Source organism: Solibacillus sp. FSL R7-0668, from assembly GCF_038006205.1.
Classification (GTDB): domain Bacteria; phylum Bacillota; class Bacilli; order Bacillales_A; family Planococcaceae; genus Solibacillus.
Map to the genome: position 1 here is coordinate 3,797,756 of NZ_JBBOUU010000001.1, position 23,255 is coordinate 3,821,010.

16 protein-coding genes, 6 tRNA genes and 3 rRNA genes are annotated in these 23,255 nt (G+C 41.9%); 2 read left to right on the forward strand and 23 right to left on the reverse strand.

What is annotated here, in order from left to right; genetic code table 11:
* Positions 1-133: 133 nt before the first annotated feature.
* The 18 genes from MKX47_RS19030 to MKX47_RS19115 form a co-directional block, all read right to left on the reverse strand.
* The gene (locus MKX47_RS19030; protein ID WP_340777298.1) at positions 134-658 is read right to left on the reverse strand and encodes a type 1 glutamine amidotransferase domain-containing protein; all 525 of its coding nucleotides are present in this window, start codon (positions 656-658) and stop codon (positions 134-136) included.
* Between the two features lie 141 nt (positions 659-799).
* The gene (gene glmM, locus MKX47_RS19035; protein WP_340777300.1) at positions 800-2,152 is read right to left on the reverse strand and encodes a phosphoglucosamine mutase; all 1,353 of its coding nucleotides are present in this window, start codon (positions 2,150-2,152) and stop codon (positions 800-802) included.
* 86 nt (positions 2,153-2,238) lie between these two features.
* Positions 2,239-3,246 carry a CdaR family protein gene (locus MKX47_RS19040; protein WP_340777304.1) on the reverse strand — a complete coding sequence of 336 codons (1,008 nt, stop codon included), beginning with the start codon at positions 3,244-3,246 and terminating at the stop codon, positions 2,239-2,241.
* Complete coding sequence (gene cdaA, locus MKX47_RS19045) at positions 3,239-4,075, reverse strand: diadenylate cyclase CdaA (RefSeq protein ID WP_340777306.1); 837 nt, start codon at positions 4,073-4,075, stop codon at positions 3,239-3,241. The genes MKX47_RS19040 and cdaA overlap by 8 nt, the downstream gene beginning before the upstream one ends.
* Positions 4,076-4,229: 154 nt before the next feature.
* Positions 4,230-4,841 (reverse strand): zf-HC2 domain-containing protein, encoded by a 612-nt coding sequence (locus tag MKX47_RS19050; protein ID WP_340777308.1) that lies wholly within the window; start codon positions 4,839-4,841, stop codon positions 4,230-4,232.
* Between the two features lie 13 nt (positions 4,842-4,854).
* Positions 4,855-5,418 (reverse strand): RNA polymerase sigma factor SigW, encoded by a 564-nt coding sequence (sigW, locus tag MKX47_RS19055; protein WP_340777310.1) that lies wholly within the window; start codon positions 5,416-5,418, stop codon positions 4,855-4,857.
* Positions 5,419-5,563: 145 nt separating this feature from the next.
* Positions 5,564-6,469: an arginase gene (gene rocF, locus MKX47_RS19060; protein ID WP_340777313.1), complete on the reverse strand. Its 906-nt coding sequence runs from the start codon at positions 6,467-6,469 to the stop codon at positions 5,564-5,566.
* A gap of 186 nt (positions 6,470-6,655) precedes the next feature.
* Positions 6,656-6,728 (reverse strand) — tRNA-Lys (locus MKX47_RS19065).
* Positions 6,729-6,744: 16 nt separating this feature from the next.
* Positions 6,745-6,819: transfer RNA gene (locus MKX47_RS19070), tRNA-Gln, on the reverse strand.
* A gap of 13 nt (positions 6,820-6,832) precedes the next feature.
* Positions 6,833-6,916 (reverse strand) — tRNA-Tyr (locus MKX47_RS19075).
* A 31-nt stretch (positions 6,917-6,947) separates the two neighbouring features.
* Positions 6,948-7,023, reverse strand: a tRNA-Val gene (locus MKX47_RS19080).
* A 43-nt stretch (positions 7,024-7,066) separates the two neighbouring features.
* Positions 7,067-7,141: transfer RNA gene (locus MKX47_RS19085), tRNA-Glu, on the reverse strand.
* A 136-nt stretch (positions 7,142-7,277) separates the two neighbouring features.
* Positions 7,278-7,353 (reverse strand) — tRNA-Asn (locus tag MKX47_RS19090).
* Between the two features lie 228 nt (positions 7,354-7,581).
* The gene (locus MKX47_RS19095) at positions 7,582-8,856 is read right to left on the reverse strand and encodes an alpha/beta hydrolase (RefSeq protein WP_340777894.1); all 1,275 of its coding nucleotides are present in this window, start codon (positions 8,854-8,856) and stop codon (positions 7,582-7,584) included.
* 144 nt (positions 8,857-9,000) lie between these two features.
* On the reverse strand, positions 9,001-9,633 hold the full coding sequence (locus tag MKX47_RS19100) for a FusB/FusC family EF-G-binding protein (RefSeq protein ID WP_340777316.1): 633 nt from the start codon (positions 9,631-9,633) through the stop codon (positions 9,001-9,003).
* An 875-nt stretch (positions 9,634-10,508) separates the two neighbouring features.
* Positions 10,509-10,624 (reverse strand): 5S ribosomal RNA (rrf, locus tag MKX47_RS19105).
* A gap of 66 nt (positions 10,625-10,690) precedes the next feature.
* Positions 10,691-13,618, reverse strand: a 23S ribosomal RNA gene (locus tag MKX47_RS19110).
* A gap of 215 nt (positions 13,619-13,833) precedes the next feature.
* A 16S ribosomal RNA gene (locus tag MKX47_RS19115) occupies positions 13,834-15,386 on the reverse strand.
* Together the 16S, 23S and 5S rRNA genes form the textbook arrangement of a ribosomal RNA operon.
* A 249-nt stretch (positions 15,387-15,635) precedes the next feature.
* Between MKX47_RS19115 and MKX47_RS19120 the strand changes: the two genes are divergently transcribed.
* The gene (locus tag MKX47_RS19120; RefSeq protein WP_340777319.1) at positions 15,636-16,283 is read left to right on the forward strand and encodes a hypothetical protein; all 648 of its coding nucleotides are present in this window, start codon (positions 15,636-15,638) and stop codon (positions 16,281-16,283) included.
* Between the two features lie 43 nt (positions 16,284-16,326).
* Here the strand turns inward: MKX47_RS19120 and MKX47_RS19125 are convergent, their stop codons facing one another.
* Positions 16,327-17,007, reverse strand: a complete 681-nt coding sequence (locus MKX47_RS19125) for a KinB-signaling pathway activation protein (RefSeq protein ID WP_340777322.1) — start codon at positions 17,005-17,007, stop codon at positions 16,327-16,329.
* 169 nt (positions 17,008-17,176) lie between these two features.
* Between MKX47_RS19125 and gerD the strand changes: the two genes are divergently transcribed.
* A complete protein-coding gene (gerD, locus tag MKX47_RS19130) occupies positions 17,177-17,770 on the forward strand; it encodes a spore germination lipoprotein GerD (protein ID WP_340777325.1) in 594 nt (197 codons plus the stop codon).
* Between the two features lie 20 nt (positions 17,771-17,790).
* Here the strand turns inward: gerD and MKX47_RS19135 are convergent, their stop codons facing one another.
* The 4 genes from MKX47_RS19135 to MKX47_RS19150 all read right to left on the reverse strand — a co-directional run bounded on the left by MKX47_RS19135 (position 17,791) and on the right by MKX47_RS19150 (position 23,233).
* The gene (locus tag MKX47_RS19135) at positions 17,791-18,846 is read right to left on the reverse strand and encodes a P-loop NTPase (protein ID WP_340777328.1); all 1,056 of its coding nucleotides are present in this window, start codon (positions 18,844-18,846) and stop codon (positions 17,791-17,793) included.
* 75 nt (positions 18,847-18,921) lie between these two features.
* Positions 18,922-19,635: an N-acetylmuramoyl-L-alanine amidase gene (locus MKX47_RS19140; protein WP_340777330.1), complete on the reverse strand. Its 714-nt coding sequence runs from the start codon at positions 19,633-19,635 to the stop codon at positions 18,922-18,924.
* A gap of 60 nt (positions 19,636-19,695) precedes the next feature.
* A complete protein-coding gene (locus MKX47_RS19145; RefSeq protein WP_340777896.1) occupies positions 19,696-21,468 on the reverse strand; it encodes an ABC transporter ATP-binding protein in 1,773 nt (590 codons plus the stop codon).
* Between the two features lie 25 nt (positions 21,469-21,493).
* Positions 21,494-23,233, reverse strand: a complete 1,740-nt coding sequence (locus MKX47_RS19150; protein ID WP_340777333.1) for an ABC transporter ATP-binding protein — start codon at positions 23,231-23,233, stop codon at positions 21,494-21,496.
* Between the last annotated feature and the right edge of the window lie 22 nt (positions 23,234-23,255).

The following is a 23,255-nucleotide window of genomic DNA, read 5'->3' on the forward strand; positions in this document are numbered from 1 at the left end:
ATTTACATCATACACAAAAACATTTTCATTCGTCAATGAATCCCTTCAAATGAAAGCGCTTCAGTTAAAAATATTCCCCATTTCGCCTGAAAAATGGGGAATATCTCTATTTTATTGTATGCAAGTAGACTCATTAAAGCTTCTTATCTGTCAATAGTTTCACAATTTCTCGATTAAACGCCGGTAAATCTTTTGGTGTACGACTTGTCACGAGCTGCTTCTGGCAATCAAATACTTCCTCGTCATGATATTTGGCGCCTGCGTACTCTAAATCAACTTTAATGGATTTATAGCCCGTTGTATCCCGGCCTTCTAACGATTTTGCCGTAATTAATAATTGTGGTCCATGGCAAATCGCAAAGACTGGCTTCATTTCATCCATAAAATGCTTCGCAAAAGCGACCACCCGATCATCATCACGCAATAAATCTGGCGAAAAACCACCTGGGATAAATAATGCATCGAACTGCTTTGGGTCAACTTCTGCTATGCCTTTATCAATTGAAACTGTTGCCTCACCGCGCTTGCCTGTAACCGATTTATTCCCTTCCTTATCAATCGTTACAAGCGTATGTCCTGCTTGCTCTAGTGCCTCTTTTGGGCTCGTGAATTCCACATCTTCAAATTTGTCGGTAATTAATGTTGCAATCTTCGCCAATGCAAAACACTCCTTTATCATTTTAGAATACCTTTATTTAATTCCCTTAAATCTGGTAAGTAAAACCTAATCACATGAAAAAACACCGGTAAGTCACTCTAAAAATAGAGTTACTCCCGGTGTTCCCACAATTGCTACTAATTATTCTGTTAAGCCCATTTCCGCGCGTACAACTTCTGCAATACGATGAACAAATGTTTCGCATGCTTCTACTGTCGCTGCTTCCACCATGACACGCACTAATGGCTCTGTACCCGAAGGACGCACTAACACACGACCATTGCCGTTCATTTCTGCTTCTACTTCCGCGATGACCGCAGCCACTTTTTCATTTTGTGTCACAGCGTGCTTGTCTGTTACACGAACATTTACTAACTTTTGAGGGTAAATCGTCATTTCAGCCGCAAGTTCTGAAAGCTTTTTACCAGTTGCCTTCATGATCGCTACTAATTGAATACCCGTTAATAAGCCGTCACCTGTTGTGTTGTAATCTAAAAATACAATATGACCGGATTGCTCGCCACCAACGTTATAGCCGTTTGCACGCATTTCTTCCACGACATAACGGTCACCAACCGCTGTTTGAACACTTGTCATGTCGTTTTCTTCTAATGCTTTATAGAAGCCCATATTACTCATTACTGTTGAAACAACTGTATTTTTCGTTAAACGACCTTTTGCGTTTAGATACTTACCGATGATGAACATAATTTGGTCACCGTCTACGATTGTTCCATTTTCATCTACTGCAATTAAACGGTCGCCATCGCCATCAAATGCTAATCCAAGATTTGCACCACGCTCGACAACAAATGCAGCCATTGCTTCAGGATGCGTCGAACCAACACCTTCGTTAATGTTTAGCCCATCTGGTGAAGCACCCATTGTTGAAATATCTGCTTCTAGATCCGCAAATAAATGTGTCGCTAATGACGATGTCGCTCCGTGTGCACAGTCTAACGCTACGTGCAAACCAACGAAATCCTCATCGACTGTTTGTTTTAAGTAAGAAATATATTTTTGTCCACCCTCGAAGTAGTCTGTCACTGTACCAATGGCAGCCCCAACTGGACGTGGTAATGTATCTTGCTCTGCATCAATTAACGCTTCGATTTCTGCTTCTTGTGCATCTGTTAATTTAAAGCCGTCTGGACCGAAAAATTTAATGCCATTATCCGCTACAGGGTTGTGTGACGCTGAAATCATCACACCTGCCTCTGCGTTCATCACACGTGAAAGATAAGCAACACCTGGTGTACTTATTACGCCTAAGCGCATTACCTCTGCACCGATTGATAGAAGACCTGCTACAAGGGCACCTTCTAACATTTCCCCGGAAATACGAGTGTCACGTCCGATTAATACTTTCGGGTGATCTTTAGCATCCTTTGTTAGCACATAGCCACCAATACGACCTAATTTAAATGCGAACTCTGGTGTTAACTCACTATTTGCGACACCACGGACGCCATCTGTTCCGAAATATTTACCCATTATTTTTCTCTCCTTCAACGCCTGACATCTCATACATTATTAGATGATTCGTCTACAACAAATCGATTAATAATTATGATGTGCAATTAATTTCCCTCTGCCTCGTCAGTGCCTGCTTCGACATCAACTTCGCTAACAGTATCCTCGTTAGCCTGCTCATTAATTACATCTGCATGAATGGTCAGTTGATCTTGTGATAATTTTGTTGCACCTGCTGGTAAAGTAATTTTAAAGTCATATGAACCCGATTCCTTTAGTTGAGCTCGGTCCACTTCCACAACGACCTCTTTTAATTCATCAATCGCTATTTTTGTACCGTAAACCGTTATTTTCGATGGATCTAACGATAGTTTTTCAATCGTTACACCTTCTGGAAGCTCTCCTTTTTCTTTCAGTGTAATCGGGAGCTCTCGGCTATATTCATTAATTTCGACCTTTACATTTACTTTTTCTGGATTCACTCGCACATCCAGCTTATTTAAATCACGGTCTAATACCTTTACTGTAGCCTCTTGCTCAAATGATTTATCAATTCCTTTATCTCCAGTAACCGTTGCCTTTACATAGCTTATGCTATCGATGACGCTTTTCGCTCCAGTAATCGAAACGCGTGTTGGTTCAGCTATCTTACTTTTTACGATAAAATCCTCTTTGACTAGACGGCTATTCATTTCAGGCTCAACACGGAACTCTTCTGTAATCTTTTCTTCAATCTTCACATTGACCGTTTTCGGTTCGATTGAAACATTCAGTTTTTCAGAAAAGTTTTCTTGCTGTATTGTAACGCTATGTTCGCCAATTAACAATGAGTTTAAATCGACAAATACTTTAAAATCCTTTTCTATCTTAGTCGTCATGATGATTGCAGATGGTCCTGAAATTTTTACATCTACCGTTTCAGGAAGCCCTGTTACAAACAAATTGTCATGGTCATAGTACACTTCTAACGGGACATTTGTAATAACATCTGTTTCTTTAGACAAATCTGATTCTGCTTTGCGTTTTTCTTCGGTTTGAACATAAAGAAAAAGCGCCAACGCCAAAAATAATGCCGTTAACCGTAGCATCCAAGGGCTATCGAATAATTTATCCATTCTTTTTCCCTCCCCAAGTCCACTTAGAAGCTAAGTTAGAATCTTGCTCAGGGCCAAACCACATTTTACGTAGTAGGTCTTCAAATTCTGATATTGACAGATTACGGTGTAAATTACCATTTGCTGTAATACTAATCGCTCCTGTTTCCTCAGACACAACGATCGTGATTGCATCTGTCACTTCACTCAGGCCAAGCGCTGCACGGTGACGCGTACCGAGCTCTTTTGAAATAAAGGCACTCTCGGATAGTGGTAAGTAACAGGCTGATGCAGAAATTTGGTTTTTTTGGATGACTACCGCGCCGTCATGTAGCGGCGTATTGGGAATAAAAATATTTATCAATAGCTCAGAGGAAATACTCGCATCCATTTTGATACCCGTATCCACATATTCATTTAAACCGGTTTCTTTTTCAATCGAAATCAAGGCACCGATTCGACGCTTTGCCATATAACTAACCGATTTTTTCATCGCCTCTATTAAACGAGATTGCTCATCCTCTTGCTGATTGTTTGCGCGTTGGAATATTTTACCTCGTCCGATTTGTTCTAGCGCCCTACGTATTTCTGGCTGGAATATAATAATAATCGCTAGGAAACCAAAATCAATGACCTCTTCTAACAACCAATCCAACGTGTTTAATTTAAACACATACGTAGCTAACTTCGCTAACACAATTATTAATAACCCTTTTAATAATTGAACTGCTTTCGTTCCTTTTATGAGGGTCAATGCTTTGTAAACGACGTACCACACGAGCAGTACATCTAATACCTTAAAAATAACACCTACAGCTGTGATGTCTGTAAATTGCTCAAATATTTGCATGTGGCATCCCCCACTTTTAATAGCTAATGATACTGTACTTAAGTATAGCACAAATCAAGTCCTGATTAACTTTCTTAACAGAAAAAAGTCTACCCAAGCGAGTAGACTTTGCTTTCTTTAATAGAACGTCATTTTTTTCTAGAAAGTTTCAGTTTTATTGAAAAAGTGCTGTCAAATCATTAAAGCCATTTTTAATTTTATACCAAAGCCATTCGAACATTTCATCGATTTCTTCAACTTGCCCTGTTACGACAGCAGTAGATGCCATGTAGTTCCCATTAATCACCGTAATATTGCCATCTACTTCTCCCTCTACGATAATGTCACCGTTTTTTACAACGATATCACCCTTTACAACCTCTCCAGCAGGTACAGTGACCGTTTGACCATCTACCACTAAGTTCGGCTGCTTCGTTACGGAGAATTGCTCGTCATTGGGGAAGCTTCCTAACAACGTCGCACTCATAAACAAGCAAAACACAGCTGCCGCCACAAGCACTGGATGATGACGGAACCAACGCTTTATGCCAACCCCACTTTTGCGCTTCGGTAAACGGCTCATTACTTGTTCCTCTAAACCAGGAGGGGCAGTAATATGTGCTGCACTCTTGATAAACGCAACCGTGTCACTTAATTCATGCATATGTTGTTGGCAATCTGGGCATGTTTGCAAATGTTGCTTTAAGTTCTTCTCATGCTCACGACTAATATCACCATCTAAATATTCGTGCATATAATCCACGAATTGTGATGCACACGTTTTCATGCGTATCGTCCTCCTACAATTTGTTTAACTGTTTTCTTAATGCTTCTCGGCCACGATGGATACGAGTTTTTACTGTTCCTAATGGCATATCTAAAATTTCACTAATCTCCTGCAACGACAACTCTTCAATGTATTTTAAAACGATGACCGAACGATATTTATCAGGTAATCGGCTGATTTCATATTGAATACGCTCTTGAAGCTCCATTTGCTCTACTACGTCTTCTGGTAATTGCTCATCAGCCGCAATCTGCGAGTACATATTTAACCCTTCCGTACCAGCAACCTCTGCATCTAAGTAATAATCGGGCTTCTTTTTACGTATGCGGTCAATGCAAAGATTCGTCGCAATTCGGTAAATCCACGTCGAAAATTTTCGTTTTTGATCATACGAATGAAGATTGATATAGGCACGTATAAATGCCTCCTGTGTAATATCCTCGGCTTCTTGTTTATTGCCTAGCATACGATAACACACTTGATACAGCTTGTGCTGGTAGAGGTTAACAATATCGGCATATGCGTTTTGATCACCTTTAAGCACTTGCTTTATTCTTTTATTCACTAACGCATCCATCTGTCTTTCCTCTCCACCTTTTCAGCTGTTCTATATATACGGTTGGAATGTTCAAAGGTTTCACTTTTTACGAAATATAAATTTTAAAATCGATTCTTTTATTATAACAAATATTCACTTCTTCCATTATATGTTTTTTCAATATTCATACTAAAGTTTCCCCAAATAACGAACCAATTAGTGCAACCGCCACATCTGCTGTTTTATTTCGTTCATCTAAAATGGGATTCACCTCTACAAATTCTGCCGATGTCAGCAGACTCGACTCCTGAATCATTTCCATTGCTAAATGACTTTCGCGATATGTAATCCCTCCTACAACAGGTGTCCCTACGCCTGGGGTATAAAGTGGATCTAGCGCATCTAAATCCAGCGATAAATGCAACCCATCAACTTGTTGTGCTTTAAAAAAACGCAGCGTCTCTTCCATAACATGTGTCATGCCTAAACGATCTATTTCATGCATTGTATACACTTTTATGCCCCGTTCTTTAATTAACACACGTTCCCCTTCATCTATGGATCTTCCGCCAATGATAATAATATTCTCTGCCTTAATTTTTACTTCGCTATGCAAAATTGATGTTAAGCGCTCATGCCCTAGCCCAATGCTCGTCGCAAGTGGCATACCATGAATATTACCTGACGGGGTTGTGTCTGGTGTATTTAAATCCGCATGTGCATCAAACCAAATAACCCCTAAGTTTTTGTAATGCATAGAAAGTCCCGCAAGCGTCCCAATGGCAATACTATGATCCCCACCTAATACAAGTGGTGTACGATTCCTTTTTACAACGGCATCTACTTTTTTAGCAAGCGCTGTACTCATACTTACAACCTCTTCTAAATTTAATAGTCGTTGATCGTGCTGCGCTACCTCATCTACATCAACTACCTGAATATTGCCCTCATCTGCAACATTATAGCCAAGTGTTTTCAATCGTTCCTGTAATCCCGCATAGCGAATCGCACTTGGTCCCATATCAACCCCACGTCGCTGCTGACCATAGTCACATGGCACCCCTATAATCGAAATTTTTTTGTTTTCCATCTTACGCATCCCCTAACATATCTTGATGTTCTAACTCCACTCTACTTAACTATGCTTAACTTGTTCTTTTCGTGTTTTCATCTGTTTTTCCCTTTTTTAAACGCAAAAAATCCTTTACTCAAAAAAATTAAGTAAAGGATTGTAATTTTTATATTTAAGTACACTTCTAAATGTTCAAAATAAAAGTGAGCCATGAAGGACTCGAACCTTCGACCCTCTGATTAAAAGTCAGATGCTCTACCAACTGAGCTAATGGCTCATAAAAAAATAAAAAATGGCTGGGGTACCTGGATTCGAACCAGGGCATGACGGAATCAAAATCCGTTGCCTTACCGCTTGGCTATACCCCAAACATTTTATAAATGGTGGAGGGGGACGGATTCGAACCGCCGAACCCTAAGGAGCGGATTTACAGTCCGCCGCGTTTAGCCACTTCGCTACCCCTCCGACATGTTATAACACATTGTTTGAAAATTAATGGTGGAGGATGACGGGCTCGAACCGCCGACCCCCTGCTTGTAAGGCAGGTGCTCTCCCAGCTGAGCTAATCCTCCATACTAACAAGTGTTACGCTTTATTTTTTTATGAAGCCTTAAATGGTGACCCGTACGGGATTCGAACCCGTGTTACCGCCGTGAAAGGGCGGTGTCTTAACCACTTGACCAACGGGCCGGATTGTAACATATTTGTTGCTCTCTTTAAGACAAGATTTATAATATCATTATTATCCTAAATACGCAATAGCTTTTTGAAATATTTTTTAAAATAGGCTTTATTTAAACTATTTAAGATTTAAAACGCAAAAAAATGGCTCCGAAGGCAGGACTCGAACCTGCGACCTGCCGGTTAACAGCCGGATGCTCTACCAACTGAGCTACTTCGGAACGCTTCTATTATGTACATTTTGTTGCTCTCTTTAGTACATTTCTTATTATAGCAACGTTTTTAATTAATACAAGCGGTTTTTTCAAAATAACCCCTCTATTTTTCTATTTATTTTAAATTGTTAAAATAATTGAGCATTTCCATGTTGTTTTAGCTGATTTTTTGTAAGACAAAATAAGAACCAGGTATCCAAAAAGCTATGTCCTTTTGAATACCCTGTTTCACACTCATTTAATGAAATTAACAATTTCTTCAATCAACCCGTTCGCTAATGGAAGTTCGGGGGTAGTATAGCTAGCGATATTTTCTTGATAATCCCCTTTGATATCCTTTAATACATGGTTCATTTGCTCAAAATAATGGACGGTTGCTTTTTTATTTCCTGCTGCTAATGCCTTTGCATCGGTTTCTGTAATTTGTATATCCTTTTTCCCCTGAATAATCAAAATAGGGACCGTTACTTTTTTAATTTCCTGTTGAGGGTCGTATTGAAGCCATGATCTCATATATGGCTGCACGGATGGTCTAAATAACGCCATTAGCTCATTTGAAACATTGGCTATCATTTCCCCTGCCTTTATTTTTTGGAGTGCTTCTTTGGATTCATTTAATAGATTCGGTGGTAAGCTTGCTGATAATTGCTCGAGTAAAATTTCATCTGCTGGACGACCCGCACCAGCTACTACTATTAATGAAGCAATTCCATCGTGTTGTGCGGCCAGCGTCATAATTAATGCCCCTTCACTATGACCAAGTAAATGAATCGAAGTAAAACGACTGTCTTGCTTCATATACGCGACAATTGATGAAACATCATTTATATAATGAGTAAAGGTTAAATTCGCTTCATTTGTCATCAACGCTGTATTTTCTCCAATACCTCGTTTGTCAAAACGCACCGAAGCTATACCCTGCGCTGCTAATTCTTCTGCAAGCATCTTTAAGCTATTATTCTTCCCGCTGCCAATTGTATTACCGTCTTTGTTTGTAGGTCCTGATCCGGCATGAATAATGACTAAATCGCCTGTAGGATTTTCTGGCATTTGCAACGCTACCTTGAGCTCACCGCCCTCTACCGGTACAGCTAGCTCTTCATATGTAACTTTTGCTTCCGTATAGGGCTTTAATAATAGTGGATACGCTTGACCCTTTTGTGTAAAAGTCGCATCGATTTGATTTTTGTCCAATATTCCTTCAATTTTTATCAATGAGCCAGCCAAATCAATTGTTATTTCTACTTTTTGCCCATCATACTTGACACTTTCAAACGGATAGTCACTCAAACGTTGTGCTGGAATTGAAAAATGACCGCCCTCTTGTTGCAAGCTTAAAATAATTTCAAGTGGCATCTGTGGATGTTCAATCAAGCCCTGCCATTTTCCTAATAGTGCCTCGTTCATGACAATCGCCTCCTGTTCCTGCTTGGATACCTCTTGTTGTTCCTCTGATTTTTCATTCGTACACGCTGTAAGTAACAATATCACCACTAAACTATAGATCATTTTACGCACGGATTAGCCCCCCTCTTAATAGTTTTACGGAAATAAGAGGAAAAAGTTTCAAAACCAAAAAAGCTGTAAACTTTTTTGTGTTTACAGCTCTTACGTTTATATTTTTATTCTTTTTCACAAATTAACCACATATTATTAGGATAAATTTCGAGAAACAAATTGTTCAAGTTTCGTATAATCAGTCACATTCCCATTACATGCAAGTACGTCATCACAAATATAGTTGCTATAAGAGGTGTAATGATCACCATTGCCTTTTACCGTCGCTGTAAATAAATGCACGGCACTATGTTGATTACAAATTGCACATACCCCTTTGTTTGATGTAGATGCCTCATATACGCCACGTAATGCTGTATAATCCCCTTCATTTTCTAGGACAATATACTGACGGTTTGTACCTTTATCAAGCCAAGAAAGATAACTTATCGTTTGCCAATCAATCAAATCCAACTTCGGTAATTTCAGCTTTTTATCCTTCTTAAAAAGCTTTTGAAGACTCTTATCAGAAATGGCTTTAAACGGGATTGTATACGCCTTTAAGCTATGGATAAACAGTTCTGCATTAAGATTGTCTTCTATATGTTCAACTTCTTTCAGAATCTCTTCATTAACTACACTTAGGTTTTCACGTAATTCTTCAATTGCTAGTCCTATTACTGTATTTATTATTTTCGTATCGTTTGATGATGATTTTGCACGAAGGATTTTCTTCACTTGCTTTTCGATTAATCGCACATCAGCAACAGTTAAAAATGGTGCTGTCATATTATTTTCCCCCAAATTTTAAATAGGATTTTATTTATAAAATTACATTTACTCATTCATAGTATTGTTTTTCTTTCATTACGTCAAAGGGGAATTGTTGAATAAATGGCGTCTCATCATAAGTTGAGGATGATATATAGTAGTATTGTTATAAAGTAATTGAGATTTTTGAGTATGGGCAACTATCTAAGTTAAACTTTAAAACAGGACACAAAGACGGTCGATTACCGCTAGTTCGTTTAGATTTTGGAAGCTCACAAATTTACGAACAGCCAGCTAAATTTTTGATGCGTTTGAAAAAACACATTATTAATTTTCAACCATCTCCATAAATCTTCATTTAAATATAGTTGTAGGGTGTAGGGCGGTAGAAACATCAATTGAAGTCAATTTTATGCGCCTTGATGTACTGCCCAACAGTCATTCGGATCCGCTGAATAATTTCAGTGATTGCAATATTATTCTTACTCGTGAGATGTAAAAAAACTGCTTGATAACGCTCAAGAGTCGCTTGTTGTTTGTTTGGTGCATGGCTAATTAAAGTTCTTGTAATTGTTCGCTACTGGGCATATAGATGCAATCTTTCGAAAAATGGTTTATATCCTTTACCGATTATTTTACACAAGTTGAAAAGTTTTGTTCAGTTTATTTTTCTTTAATCATTTCACAAATAATCTCTGGAAGTTTCAAATATATCATGCAAATTCATAAATGAAACCTAAAAATCGTCAATATTAGGATATGAGCCCATAAAAAAATCCAAATAACTGTGTATTTACTCACAATCATTTGAATTACGGTATCTATATGTATGTTCTTATTTATTCATAAATATAAAAAAGCCACTACTGACTGAATCAGCAGCGACTTTTTGAGCGAAGCGATGTTCTACTCTCACAGGGGGAAACCCCCAACTACCATCGACGCTAAAGAGCTTAACTTCTGTGTTCGGTATGGGAACAGGTGTGACCTCTTTGCCATCATCACTTCACTTATTGGTTTGAAAGAATTCATTCTTTCAAAACTGGATAAACGTTTCATTGATGTTCGTAAACATGTGGTTAAGTCCTCGACCGATTAGTATTCGTCAGCTACATGTGTCGCCACACTTCCACCTCGAACCTATCTACCTGATCGTCTTTCAGGGGTCTTACTTACTTGCGTAATGGGAAATCTCATCTTGAGGGGGGCTTCATGCTTAGATGCTTTCAGCACTTATCCCGTCCACACATAGCTACCCAGCGATGCCTTTGGCAAGACAACTGGTACACCAGCGGTGTGTCCATCCCGGTCCTCTCGTACTAAGGACAGCTCCTCTCAAATTTCCTACGCCCACGACGGATAGGGACCGAACTGTCTCACGACGTTCTGAACCCAGCTCGCGTACCGCTTTAATGGGCGAACAGCCCAACCCTTGGGACCGACTACAGCCCCAGGATGCGATGAGCCGACATCGAGGTGCCAAACCTCCCCGTCGATGTGGACTCTTGGGGGAGATAAGCCTGTTATCCCCGGGGTAGCTTTTATCCGTTGAGCGATGGCCCTTCCATGCGGAACCACCGGATCACTAAGCCCGTCTTTCGACCCTGCTCGACTTGTAGGTCTCGCAGTCAAGCTCCCTTATGCCTTTACACTCTGCGAATGATTTCCAACCATTCTGAGGGAACCTTTGGGCGCCTCCGTTACCTTTTAGGAGGCGACCGCCCCAGTCAAACTGTCCGCCTGACACTGTCTCCTACCCCGCTAAGGGGCATGGGTTAGAAGTTCAATACAACCAGGGTAGTATCCCACCGACGCCTCCTTCGAAGCTGGCGCTCCGAGATCTCTGGCTCCTACCTATCCTGTACAAGTTGTACCAAAATTCAATATCAAGCTACAGTAAAGCTCCACGGGGTCTTTCCGTCCTGTCGCGGGTAACCTGCATCTTCACAGGTACTATAATTTCACCGAGTCTCTCGTTGAGACAGTGCCCAGATCGTTACGCCTTTCGTGCGGGTCGGAACTTACCCGACAAGGAATTTCGCTACCTTAGGACCGTTATAGTTACGGCCGCCGTTTACTGGGGCTTCAATTCGCAGCTTCGCTTGCGCTAACCACTCCTCTTAACCTTCCAGCACCGGGCAGGCGTCAGCCCCTATACGTCACCTTACGGTTTTGCAGAGACCTGTGTTTTTGCTAAACAGTCGCCTGGGCCTATTCACTGCGGCTCTCGTGCGCTTGCACGCTCAAGAGCACCCCTTCTCCCGAAGTTACGGGGTCATTTTGCCGAGTTCCTTAACGAGAGTTCTCTCGCACACCTTAGGATTCTCTCCTCGACTACCTGTGTCGGTTTGCGGTACGGGTACCTCCCACCTCGATAGAGGCTTTTCTTGGCAGTGTGAGATCAGGAACTTCCTCCATACGGAGTCGTCATCACAGCTCAATGTTACAGTACGCGGATTTGCCTACGCACACACCTTACTGCTTGAACAGAGACAACCAACGCTCTGCTTACCCTACCCTACTGCGTCCCCCCATTTCTCAAACGGTGGGGAGGTAGTACAGGAATATCAACCTGTTGTCCATCGCCTACGCCTATCGGCCTCGGCTTAGGTCCCGACTAACCCTGAGCGGACGAGCCTTCCTCAGGAAACCTTAGTCATACGGTGCATGGGATTCTCACCCATGTTTCGCTACTCATACCGGCATTCTCACTTCTAAGCGCTCCACCAGTCCTTCCGGTCTGACTTCAACGCCCTTAGAACGCTCTCCTACCACGCATACCAACGGTATGCATCCACAGCTTCGGTGAATCGTTTAGCCCCGATACATTTTCGGCGCAGCGTCACTCGACCAGTGAGCTATTACGCACTCTTTAAATGATGGCTGCTTCTAAGCCAACATCCTGGTTGTCTAAGCAACGCCACATCCTTTTCCACTTAACGATTACTTTGGGACCTTAGCTGGTGGTCTGGGCTGTTTCCCTCTTGACTACGGATCTTATCACTCGCAGTCTGACTCCCGTGTATAAATATCCGGCATTCGGAGTTTGTCTGAATTCGGTAAAGCGAGATGCCCCCCTAGTCCAAACAGTGCTCTACCTCCGGTATTCTTCATCACGAGGCTAGCCCTAAAGCTATTTCGGAGAGAACCAGCTATCTCCAAGTTCGATTGGAATTTCTCCGCTACCCACACCTCATCCCCGCACTTTTCAACGTACGTGGGTTCGGACCTCCAGTAAGTGTTACCTCACCTTCATCCTGGACATGGGTAGATCACCTGGTTTCGGGTCTACGACTACATACTAATTCGCCCTATTCAGACTCGCTTTCGCTGCGGCTCCGTCTTCTCAACTTAACCTCGCACGTAATCGTAACTCGCCGGTTCATTCTACAAAAGGCACGCTATCACCCATTAACGGGCTCTAACTACTTGTAGGCACACGGTTTCAGGTTCTATTTCACTCCCCTTCCGGGGTGCTTTTCACCTTTCCCTCACGGTACTGGTTCACTATCGGTCACTAGGTAGTATTTAGCCTTGGGAGATGGTCCTCCCGGATTCCGACGGAATTTCACGTGTTCCGCCGTACTCAGGATCCACTCTGGAGGGAATGACTTTTTGGCTACAGGGCTGTTACCTTCTCTTGCGGACCTTTCCAAGTCGCTTCGCCTAAATCATTCTTTTGTAACTCCGTATAGAGTGTCCTACAACCCCAAAGAGCAAGCTCTTTGGTTTGGGCTCTTCCCGTTTCGCTCGCCGCTACTCAGGGAATCGAATTTTCTTTCTGTTCCTGCAGGTACTTAGATGTTTCAGTTCCCTGCGTCTGTCCTCATCACGCTATGTATTCACGTGTAGATACTATCCGATTAAAGATAGTGGGTTCCCCCATTCGGAAATCCCCGGATCAAAGCTTACTTACAGCTCCCCGAGGCATATCGGTGTTAGTGCCGTCCTTCATCGACTCCTAGTGCCAAGGCATCCACCGTGCGCCCTTATTAACTTAACCAAAAGTTAAACTTACTTAAAAAGTAAGATTTTAAGGATATTGCACGATCAATTTCTTGATCTATGTTTGTTTATTACTTATCAATGTCGTTTTATCCAGTTTTCAAAGAACGAAGTTTTGAAGTATTTCATTCAACTAAGAATGAACCTTCAAAACTGAACAGCAAACGTTAATGAGCCCCTTCTCCAAGAGAAGGTTTCCGAATATATCCTTAGAAAGGAGGTGATCCAGCCGCACCTTCCGATACGGCTACCTTGTTACGACTTCACCCCAATCATCTATCCCACCTTCGGCGGCTGGCTCCAAAAGGTTACCTCACCGACTTCGGGTGTTACAAACTCTCGTGGTGTGACGGGCGGTGTGTACAAGGCCCGGGAACGTATTCACCGCGGCATGCTGATCCGCGATTACTAGCGATTCCGGCTTCATGTAGGCGAGTTGCAGCCTACAATCCGAACTGAGAACGGTTTTATCGGATTAGCTCCCCCTCGCGGGTTGGCAACCGTTTGTACCGTCCATTGTAGCACGTGTGTAGCCCAGGTCATAAGGGGCATGATGATTTGACGTCATCCCCACCTTCCTCCGGTTTATCACCGGCAGTCTCCTTAGAGTGCCCAACTAAATGATGGCAACTAAGAACAAGGGTTGCGCTCGTTGCGGGACTTAACCCAACATCTCACGACACGAGCTGACGACAACCATGCACCACCTGTCACCGTTGTCCCCGAAGGGAAAACTGTATCTCTACAGTGGTCAATGGGATGTCAAGACCTGGTAAGGTTCTTCGCGTTGCTTCGAATTAAACCACATGCTCCACCGCTTGTGCGGGCCCCCGTCAATTCCTTTGAGTTTCAGTCTTGCGACCGTACTCCCCAGGCGGAGTGCTTAATGCGTTAGCTGCAGCACTGAGGGGCGGAAACCCCCCAACACTTAGCACTCATCGTTTACGGCGTGGACTACCAGGGTATCTAATCCTGTTTGCTCCCCACGCTTTCGCGCCTCAGTGTCAGTTACAGACCAGACAGTCGCCTTCGCCACTGGTGTTCCTCCAAATCTCTACGCATTTCACCGCTACACTTGGAATTCCACTATCCTCTTCTGCACTCAAGTTCCCCAGTTTCCAATGACCCTCCCCGGTTGAGCCGGGGGCTTTCACATCAGACTTAAGGAACCACCTGCGCGCGCTTTACGCCCAATAATTCCGGACAACGCTTGCCACCTACGTATTACCGCGGCTGCTGGCACGTAGTTAGCCGTGGCTTTCTAACAAGGTACCGTCAAGGTAGCGCCAGTTACTACGCTACTTGTTCTTCCCTTGCAACAGAGTTTTACGAACCGAAATCCTTCTTCACTCACGCGGCGTTGCTCCATCAGACTTTCGTCCATTGTGGAAGATTCCCTACTGCTGCCTCCCGTAGGAGTCTGGGCCGTGTCTCAGTCCCAGTGTGGCCGATCACCCTCTCAGGTCGGCTACGCATCGTTGCCTTGGTGAGCCGTTACCTCACCAACTAGCTAATGCGCCGCGGGTCCATCCTATAGTGATAGCAAAACCATCTTTCAACTTTAAACCATGTGGTTCAAAGTATTATCCGGTATTAGCTCCGGTTTCCCGAAGTTATCCCAGTCTATAGGGCAGGTTACCCACGTGTTACTCACCCGTCCGCCGCTAAATCATAGAGAAGCAAGCTTCTCTATTCATTCGCTCGACTTGCATGTATTAGGCACGCCGCCAGCGTTCGTCCTGAGCCAGGATCAAACTCTCCATAAAAGTAGTTTGAAAGCTCATTTGCTTTGCTAGCGATTCTAACTATTAGGTTAGAAATCATTTTTGCTTCATTTAAGAAGCTGTATTCATTAACGTTGCTTGTTCAGTTTTCAAGGTTCATGTTATTTCGTTTGTCGCGTCATCTCTTGGCGACTCACTTATAGTAACATCGTATTGTTATATTCGTCAACACTTTTTCATAAGTTTTTTATATAAATACGTTTCAGACTCATAGAAAGAGGGTATTCTAACATGTTTAAAGTATTGGTATCAATGGCTTTATGCTTAATTATTGTTTTCTTTTATTTCGATGAAAAAAATAGTATTTTACCTGTATTTCAATTAACAGAGGCACCAGCAGTGATTACTAAAGGTCAGTATGGCGCTAGTTTAATTGTTGAAGTTAGTTATACTCATGAGGGTTTTGAAGAATGGGTCGCTTCCTTATCTAAACCTTACCCACTTTTTTTGCTAGATACAGATTGGGTACTACGGAGTCCAGAACAAGTAAAACTACTAATCGAACGAAATATTCCACTAGGCTTGCTAGGTTCTATGAGTAGTGATTATGAAGAAAAGGACTCTCTATTAGATAGCCAACTTTCAATTTTTAAACGGGACTTTCAGCGTTTGCCGCTTTGGTTTGCCACACGGGATTATACAGTTAGTGAAACAATGCAGCAATCCTTATATAAAAATGGTATCAACATAGTAGCACCTACTTATTCCTTCGCGAAACCAAATACTACTATAGTAGATGGTGATTTTATTAGTATCCCTTTGCATCGCGATCAAACTGTTTCTTTTCAGGAACTTCAACAATATATAAAAGCCTATCCATTTATACCAATTGAACAAAATCTATTAGGATATGATATTGCAACGAAGCGCTTTCCATGAAAAAAGGGAATGTCCTAGAATCAGCTCTCGGACATTCCCTTTTCTATGCTTTAGTTGCGCTTGTTACTTCTTTTCTTGCTTTACGGCGCTCTTCTAATTTTTTTCGATCTCGCTCAGATTGCGCATTGTATTTTGGCAACATCAAAATCTGGAATGCATTAACCGCTACTAATGGGAATAATAATAAAGCTACATAAACATCAATATTACCTTGGCGTCCCATTAACGCAATAATCCACTCCAACGACGTCACAACAATCATAAAGAAGATTGTTGAAATAAGAACATGTGGTTTTTGAGTCATTTTTACTTTTTTGATCGCCGTCAAAATGGCTACGCCTACTAATACGACAAGCAACGTACCATAAATAACCCAATCAAGCGTCGTTTCTGCACCTGGAGCAAAACGGAATAATACAATATCTACCAATACAACGATTATTAGCACTACCTGTACCCAGTTCCATAAAGTTAAAGTTCTAAAAATATTAACTCCCACTTGATGCAAAGTTAAATAGGCAAAGAAGCCAGCCTGTGCCATCACACTCATTGTAAATCCTAAAATAATATTCCAAATAACTGCCGCCAAAAATTCACCAATCTCACCGTTCGTTAAATATGGTTGGTAAAAGTCCCAACGAATAATTAATGAGGCTACTGCATTAACTAAGCCACCAATTAATAACGCCCAAAAAGCGAATTTACCCCAGTTTCGTATCGTCACGAACATCCCCCCATTTTTTTAATATCCTTGTATATTTTAGCAACACCATCATAAAAAAGCGACCTCGCATAAAGCTTCTTACATAAATTTTATAAAATTGTGAACAATAAATGAAAGCACTTCTTATCATTAAGCTTTGTTATTACTATGGAGAAAGGACGGAATTTTGATGCGACGTATTTTCGTTTTGCTGTTACTTGCACTGTCACTCGTCGGCTGTAGTGATGCGAAATCAACAACACTTTCCTATGAAGAAGTCAAAAAAATTATGGTCGATGCCGTGCAAACAGAAGATGGTAAAAAAGCGATTCGCCAGCTGTTTGAAGATAAAAGCTTTCGCGAGCTCCTCATCCTAAATACCGAAGAAGTCAAAAAAGCGACGGAAGAAGCATTACTTTCAAAAGAAGCAATGGATTTTTGGATAGCAACATTTGAAGACCCTAAATTTAAAGAAGCATTCGCCAAAAGTATGCAAAAGCAGCAAGAGGATTTAATGAAAGGTTTATTAAATGATGCCTCTTATCAAGAGGATTTAACCGCCTTTTTCGGTCAACCTGATATGCAAAAACAGCTCGAGAGCATTCTAAAGGGGGCTGTTATGCGAAAAGAACTTGAAAAAGTAGTTATGGAAACAATCGAAAACCCACTCTTACAAACGAAATGGCAGGAGCTCATTAAGAAAAGTGGCGAAGAGGGTAGTGACTCGAAGACCAAAAAAGAAGAATCCGGTGCAAAAAAAGAAAAAGAGGCGTCTTCGCAGTGAAGAGCCTCTTTTTGATGCCATTATTTCGCTAGTGCATCTATAATGCCTTGCGCGATTTGTAAATAAATTTTTCCAGTAGGATGATCTGCCGCATAGATAGATGGCGCAAAATCTTCCTCTGTCCAATCTGGCTGGCCAAGTGGAATTTGACCAAGTAGTGTTGTACGCAATTCGTCAGCAAGTTTTGGGCCACCGCCTTGACCGAATACGAACTCTTTTTCTCCAGCTTTGTTTTCATACCAAGCCATGTTTTCAATAACACCTAAAATATCATGGTTTGTTTGTAAGGCCATTGCCCCAGCACGTGCTGCTACAAATGCAGCTGTTGGGTGTGGCGTTGTAACAACGATTTCTTTTGAGGCTGGTAGCATTTGATGAATATCCAGTGCTACATCACCTGTACCTGGTGGTAAGTCTAATAGTAAGTAGTCTAAATCGCCCCACTCTACATCGCGGAAGAACTGATCTAATACTTTACCTAACATTGGGCCGCGCCATACGATTGGTGCATTATTTTCTACAAAGAAGCCCATCGAAATCACTTTTACCCCTAAACGCTCTACCGGATAAATGCGATCGTCTTTTACTACGGGCATTTCCGTAACACCCATCATATCTGGCACAGAGAAGCCATAAATATCGGCGTCGATTAAGCCTACTTTTTTGCCTAAGCGCGCTAAAGCTACCGCCATATTAACCGATACCGTTGATTTCCCTACGCCACCTTTACCTGATGCAATCGATATAAATTGCACGCTTGATAATGGTGATAAAATATCTTGTGCCTCCGCTTCTGTTGCTTGTCCGCGGAACGCTTGTAATACTTCTTGAGATAATTCTTCAAAACGAATGCCTACTGAAGCCGCGCCATTCTCTTTTAGCACTTCCACAATTTTCATTTGAAGTTGCATTTGTTCAGGCGTATTTGTTTTTGCAATCGCAATACGAACGCTGACATGCCCTTTTTCTGCTTTAATTGAAACGTTTGTTACACCTTTTGTTTCTGCCAATGATTTATGTAAAAACGGGTCTTGTAATTCGCCTAATAGGTCTCGGACTTGTTGCTCGTTTAACATATCAAACACTCCCCCTAGAATGAATTTTCCATAGTTAGTATATCATAATCGCTTCGTATTGTTATTACATGTTGCCTAGTCGAATGATGCGTGTACGTAATTTTCGATGCCGCGCGCAATTGCAAATGCCATTTTGTCTTGGTAACTCTCACTTGCAAGTAAGTTTCGTTCCTCTTCATTGCTTAAAAAGCCTGTCTCCACTAATACAGCGGGAACTTCTGCCTTTTTCAATAAATAGACTTGCTTAATCGATAATGCCTCGCGTGTCGTGTTTTCTAACGTTTCGCGAATCGTTTGTTGAATGGACTTCGCTAAATGCTCACTGTTTGCATGGCCTTCCTTATGATAAAACACCTGTGCCCCACGCCACTTACTATTTGGAATCGCATTGGCATGAATCGTAATAAACATATCCGGCTCATGCTGCTTGACTAACGCCTCGCGCAAGAAAATATCCTGCTTTTTGCGCTCACGATTTGTTGGGAAATTTTCGCTTGGTGCATGCTCACTTAATACATCCCCATCTTTCGAGCGTGTTAAAATTACTTCAGCCCCCAACCGTGTCAGCTGTCGCGCTACCTTTTTGGTAATCGCTAGCGTAATTTCCTTTTCAATTATTTCCCCATTCGATGCCCCACCATCTAAGCCTCCATGCCCTGCATCAAGCACAATTTTCATACCACCTAATGGCTCAGGCAAAAAAAACCGTTTATCCGATGCGCTCGTTTCATAAACAACGACCATCATGGAGCAAAACATGACAAACATTAGTGCAAGCCAACGCCTCAAAAAAACCACCGCCCTTTTTGCCTACTATACGCAAAAGGGCAGTAGAATATTCAAATGGATTTAATTCGCCACAAGTTGTTGCTGCAGTGATGCGTAAAATCCATGCGCCTGCATTAAAGTTTCATGATTACCTTGCTCCAAAATTTGCCCATCTTTAATGACTAAAATTTGATCGGCGTTTTCAATTGTTTTTAGACGATGTGCAATGACGAAGCTTGTCCGTCCTTGCATTAAATTAGTCAGGCCTTTTTGAATATGCACCTCTGTCATTGTATCAACACTCGACGTCGCTTCATCTAAAATTAAAATATCCGGGTCTTCTAAAATCGCTCGTGCAATGGCGATTAATTGACGCTGCCCCTGACTTAAATTCAAGCCACCACTCGTCAATACGGTATCATACTGCTCTGGTAAATATTTAATGAAATTATGTGCGTAGGCCATTTTCGCTGCTTCCTCTACCTCCGCATCCGTTGCACCAAGCTTGCCAAATCGGATATTTTCACGCACCGTCCCTGAAAATAAATACGTGTCTTGCAGAACAACCCCTACATGGTCACGCACATTGCTCATTTTATAATTGGTAATCGACTCACCGTCTAATAAGATTCGCCCTCCCGTCGCATCGTAAAAACGAATCAGTAGCTGAATAATGGTGGTCTTCCCAGAACCTGTTGGACCGACAATGGCAATCGTTTCCCCAGCCCTTGCCGTAAAATTAATGCCCTTTAGCACTGGCTTGTCCGGTTCATAACCAAACTGGACTTGCTCGAACACGACATCACCATTTAAGGTTGCCTTTTCTTTCGCATTCGGGCTATCCGCCACTTCCTGAGCCTCATCTAAAATTTCAAACACACGCTCGGAACCAGCAATAGCTGACTGAAACGTATTGAGTAAATTCGATAATTGATTAATCGGACGGAAAAATTGGCGTGTATACGTTACAAATGACGCAATCACACCGATCGACAAACCACTGGCGACAGCCATAATTGCCCCTGTACCGATAACTAAGCTTAGACCTAAGTTGTTCATAAAATTATTGATCGGTCCCATGAAGCCCGAAATAATATCCGCACGCATTGCAGAACCGCGTAGCTTTTCATTTGCTATTTTAAATTCAGCTAATGTTGCGGTTTCTTTACCAAACAGTGTAATAATATCCGCATTGGATATCGTTTCTTCAATATAGCCGTTCAAATTTCCTAAATCACGCTGACGTTCCTTATAGTTCACACTGCTGCGCTTAATAATTTGCTTCGTTGCCCAGACGATGATTGGAATAATCGTTAACGTCACGAGTGCCAGTCGCCAATCTAAATAAAACAGTGCAAAGGCCGTCCCAATAATCGTTAAAAAACTCGATACGATTTGAATCACACTTTGCGACAATGCCGCGTTTAGATTTTCCACATCATTGGTCATCCGGCTCATTAAATCGCCCTGCTGCTTGCGATCAAAAAACGACAGCGGCAATGCTTGATATTGTTCAAATAGCTGCTGACGTAAGCGGCGAATCGTTTTTTGCGACACACGGATCATTACAATTTGCTGTGTCCAACTTAAAAAAGATGATGCTGTATAAACACCCGCTAAAATTAGCGCCATTCGAATAGCACCTGACACATCGAGCTTCACGATGTGGTTGTCAATCGTTTGCCCAATCATATACGGGCCGACTAAACTTAGTAGCGTACTCATTATGACAAATACAACAACACTCATTAATTCAACACGCTGAATACGCAAATAACCCCAAATGCGTCGTAATGTTTGCTTTTGATTTTTCGGTTTGACAATCGGGCCTGTTAAACGCCCCTGTCTAGCCATTGGTGACGGTGGTCCGCCTTGCTGCCTATTCACCTACAGTCACCCCTTTTTCCGCCTGCGTTTTCGCCATTTCTTGATATAATGCGCTTGTTTCCAACAGCCCCTCATGCGTGCCCTGTGCAATAATTTCTCCATCATCCATCACGAAAATTTGATTGGCATGACGAATCGATGAAATTTTTGACGAAACAATAAATTTCGTAGCTGTAGCAAATTGGGTGGCAATGGCTTTTTGAATCGCTTTCTCAGACATACTATCAACCGCGCTCGTAACATCATCTAATATTAATAGTTGTGGTTGGCGAATGAAGGCGCGTGCCATCGCAAGACGCTGCTTTTGACCTCCCGATAAATTCGTTGCCCCCTGTGTTAGCTCATGTTCGAAATGAGCGGGCAATTTATCGACAAATTCCTGCGCATTGGCTGCTGCTAATGCCTCTACTAGTTCTTGATCCGTTGCTTCCGTTTTACCGTAACGCAAATTATTCGCAATTGTTTTGGAAAACAGTGTGGCCTTTTGCGGTGCATAGCCAATTGCTGCACGTAAGTCCTGTAAATCATAGTCTTTAATTGGTCTACCATCTATTTTGACAATGCCTTGATCGACATCAAAAAGTCTCGGTAACATTTTTACTAAGGTGGACTTCCCACTACCTGTCATGCCGATAATGCCAACTGTTTCACCAGCATTCACATGGAAGCTCACATTTTTTAATACGGCCTCAGTTCCGTTTACATATGAAAAATGCACGTTTTCAAATGTGACACTCCCTTGAATCGGATGCTTGGCCACATTTTTAGGATTCGTTAGCTCTGTTTGTTCTTCAATCACTTCAACAATACGCTCGGCACTTGGAATCGCGCGCGCTAATTGAATAAGGACATTGGATGAGCTCATTAAGCCGTTCATCACCATCATTAAATAGTTGATGAACGCTAAGATTACACCGACTTGAAGCGTATTATTATCGACCTTAATCGCCCCTAACCACAGTGCAGCGACAATTCCTAAGTTGACGACAAACATTGTAAGTGGTCCTAATACCCCAATAATTTGGTCGGCCATCATGCTACGCTTCATCAGTTCTGTATTAACATCTGTAAATTGCTCGATTTGGTGGCCTTTGCGATTATACGCTTTAATTACACGAATACCAGCTAAATTTTCCTGCACCTTCGTATTGACTTGATCCACGACCTTTTGCACTTTATAGAACAACTTGCCTGAAAGTGCTGTAAAGTAATACATGAAAAATGCTAATATGGGCACAACGACTAGTAAAATCGGGAATAGCTCACGCGCTGTAATAAAAACAATAACAATTGCCCCGATAAACATCATTGGACCGCGCACGAAAATTTTCAGCAGCATTGTTAACGCACGCTGAAGCATTTCAATATCACTCGTTAAATTGGTTACTAGCTTACCAAGCGTAAACTGATCCTTACTTTTATTCGAGAAATAAGTAATCGTTTCATATAAATCCTGACGTAAATCGGTTGAAAAGTTGACAGCTGTGCGAGATGCATAAATCGAGCATCCAACACCCCCAATCAATCCAATCAATGACGTAACTAACATCAGACCAAACATTTTGACGATATACGCCGTATCACTTTTTGCAATCCCATCATCAATAATATGCTGTAAAATGGTTGGCTGTAATAAATCCATCCCCACCTCAATTAGCATCATCACTGGTGCGATAATCGCAAAAAGAATATACGGCTTTACGTATTTCGCTAACTTCCAAACGGCCCGCATAAAATTCGTTCACTTCCTTCCT

Coding starts and splice junctions, on each gene's coding strand:
- glmM (WP_340777300.1), bottom strand. CDS start 2,152: ATGGGTAAATATTTCGGAACAGATGGCGTCCGTGGTGTCGCAAATAGT.
- MKX47_RS19040 (WP_340777304.1), bottom strand. CDS start 3,246: ATGGATAAATTATTCGATAGCCCTTGGATGCTACGGTTAACGGCATTA.
- cdaA (WP_340777306.1), bottom strand. CDS start 4,075: ATGCAAATATTTGAGCAATTTACAGACATCACAGCTGTAGGTGTTATT.
- MKX47_RS19050 (WP_340777308.1), bottom strand. CDS start 4,841: ATGAAAACGTGTGCATCACAATTCGTGGATTATATGCACGAATATTTA.
- sigW (WP_340777310.1), bottom strand. CDS start 5,418: ATGGATGCGTTAGTGAATAAAAGAATAAAGCAAGTGCTTAAAGGTGAT.
- rocF (WP_340777313.1), bottom strand. CDS start 6,469: ATGGAAAACAAAAAAATTTCGATTATAGGGGTGCCATGTGACTATGGT.
- MKX47_RS19095 (WP_340777894.1), bottom strand. CDS start 8,856: ATGATCTATAGTTTAGTGGTGATATTGTTACTTACAGCGTGTACGAAT.
- MKX47_RS19100 (WP_340777316.1), bottom strand. CDS start 9,633: ATGACAGCACCATTTTTAACTGTTGCTGATGTGCGATTAATCGAAAAG.
- MKX47_RS19120 (WP_340777319.1), top strand. CDS start 15,636: ATGTTTAAAGTATTGGTATCAATGGCTTTATGCTTAATTATTGTTTTC.
- gerD (WP_340777325.1), top strand. CDS start 17,177: ATGCGACGTATTTTCGTTTTGCTGTTACTTGCACTGTCACTCGTCGGC.
- MKX47_RS19135 (WP_340777328.1), bottom strand. CDS start 18,846: ATGTTAAACGAGCAACAAGTCCGAGACCTATTAGGCGAATTACAAGAC.
- MKX47_RS19145 (WP_340777896.1), bottom strand. CDS start 21,468: ATGGCTAGACAGGGGCGTTTAACAGGCCCGATTGTCAAACCGAAAAAT.
- MKX47_RS19150 (WP_340777333.1), bottom strand. CDS start 23,233: ATGCGGGCCGTTTGGAAGTTAGCGAAATACGTAAAGCCGTATATTCTT.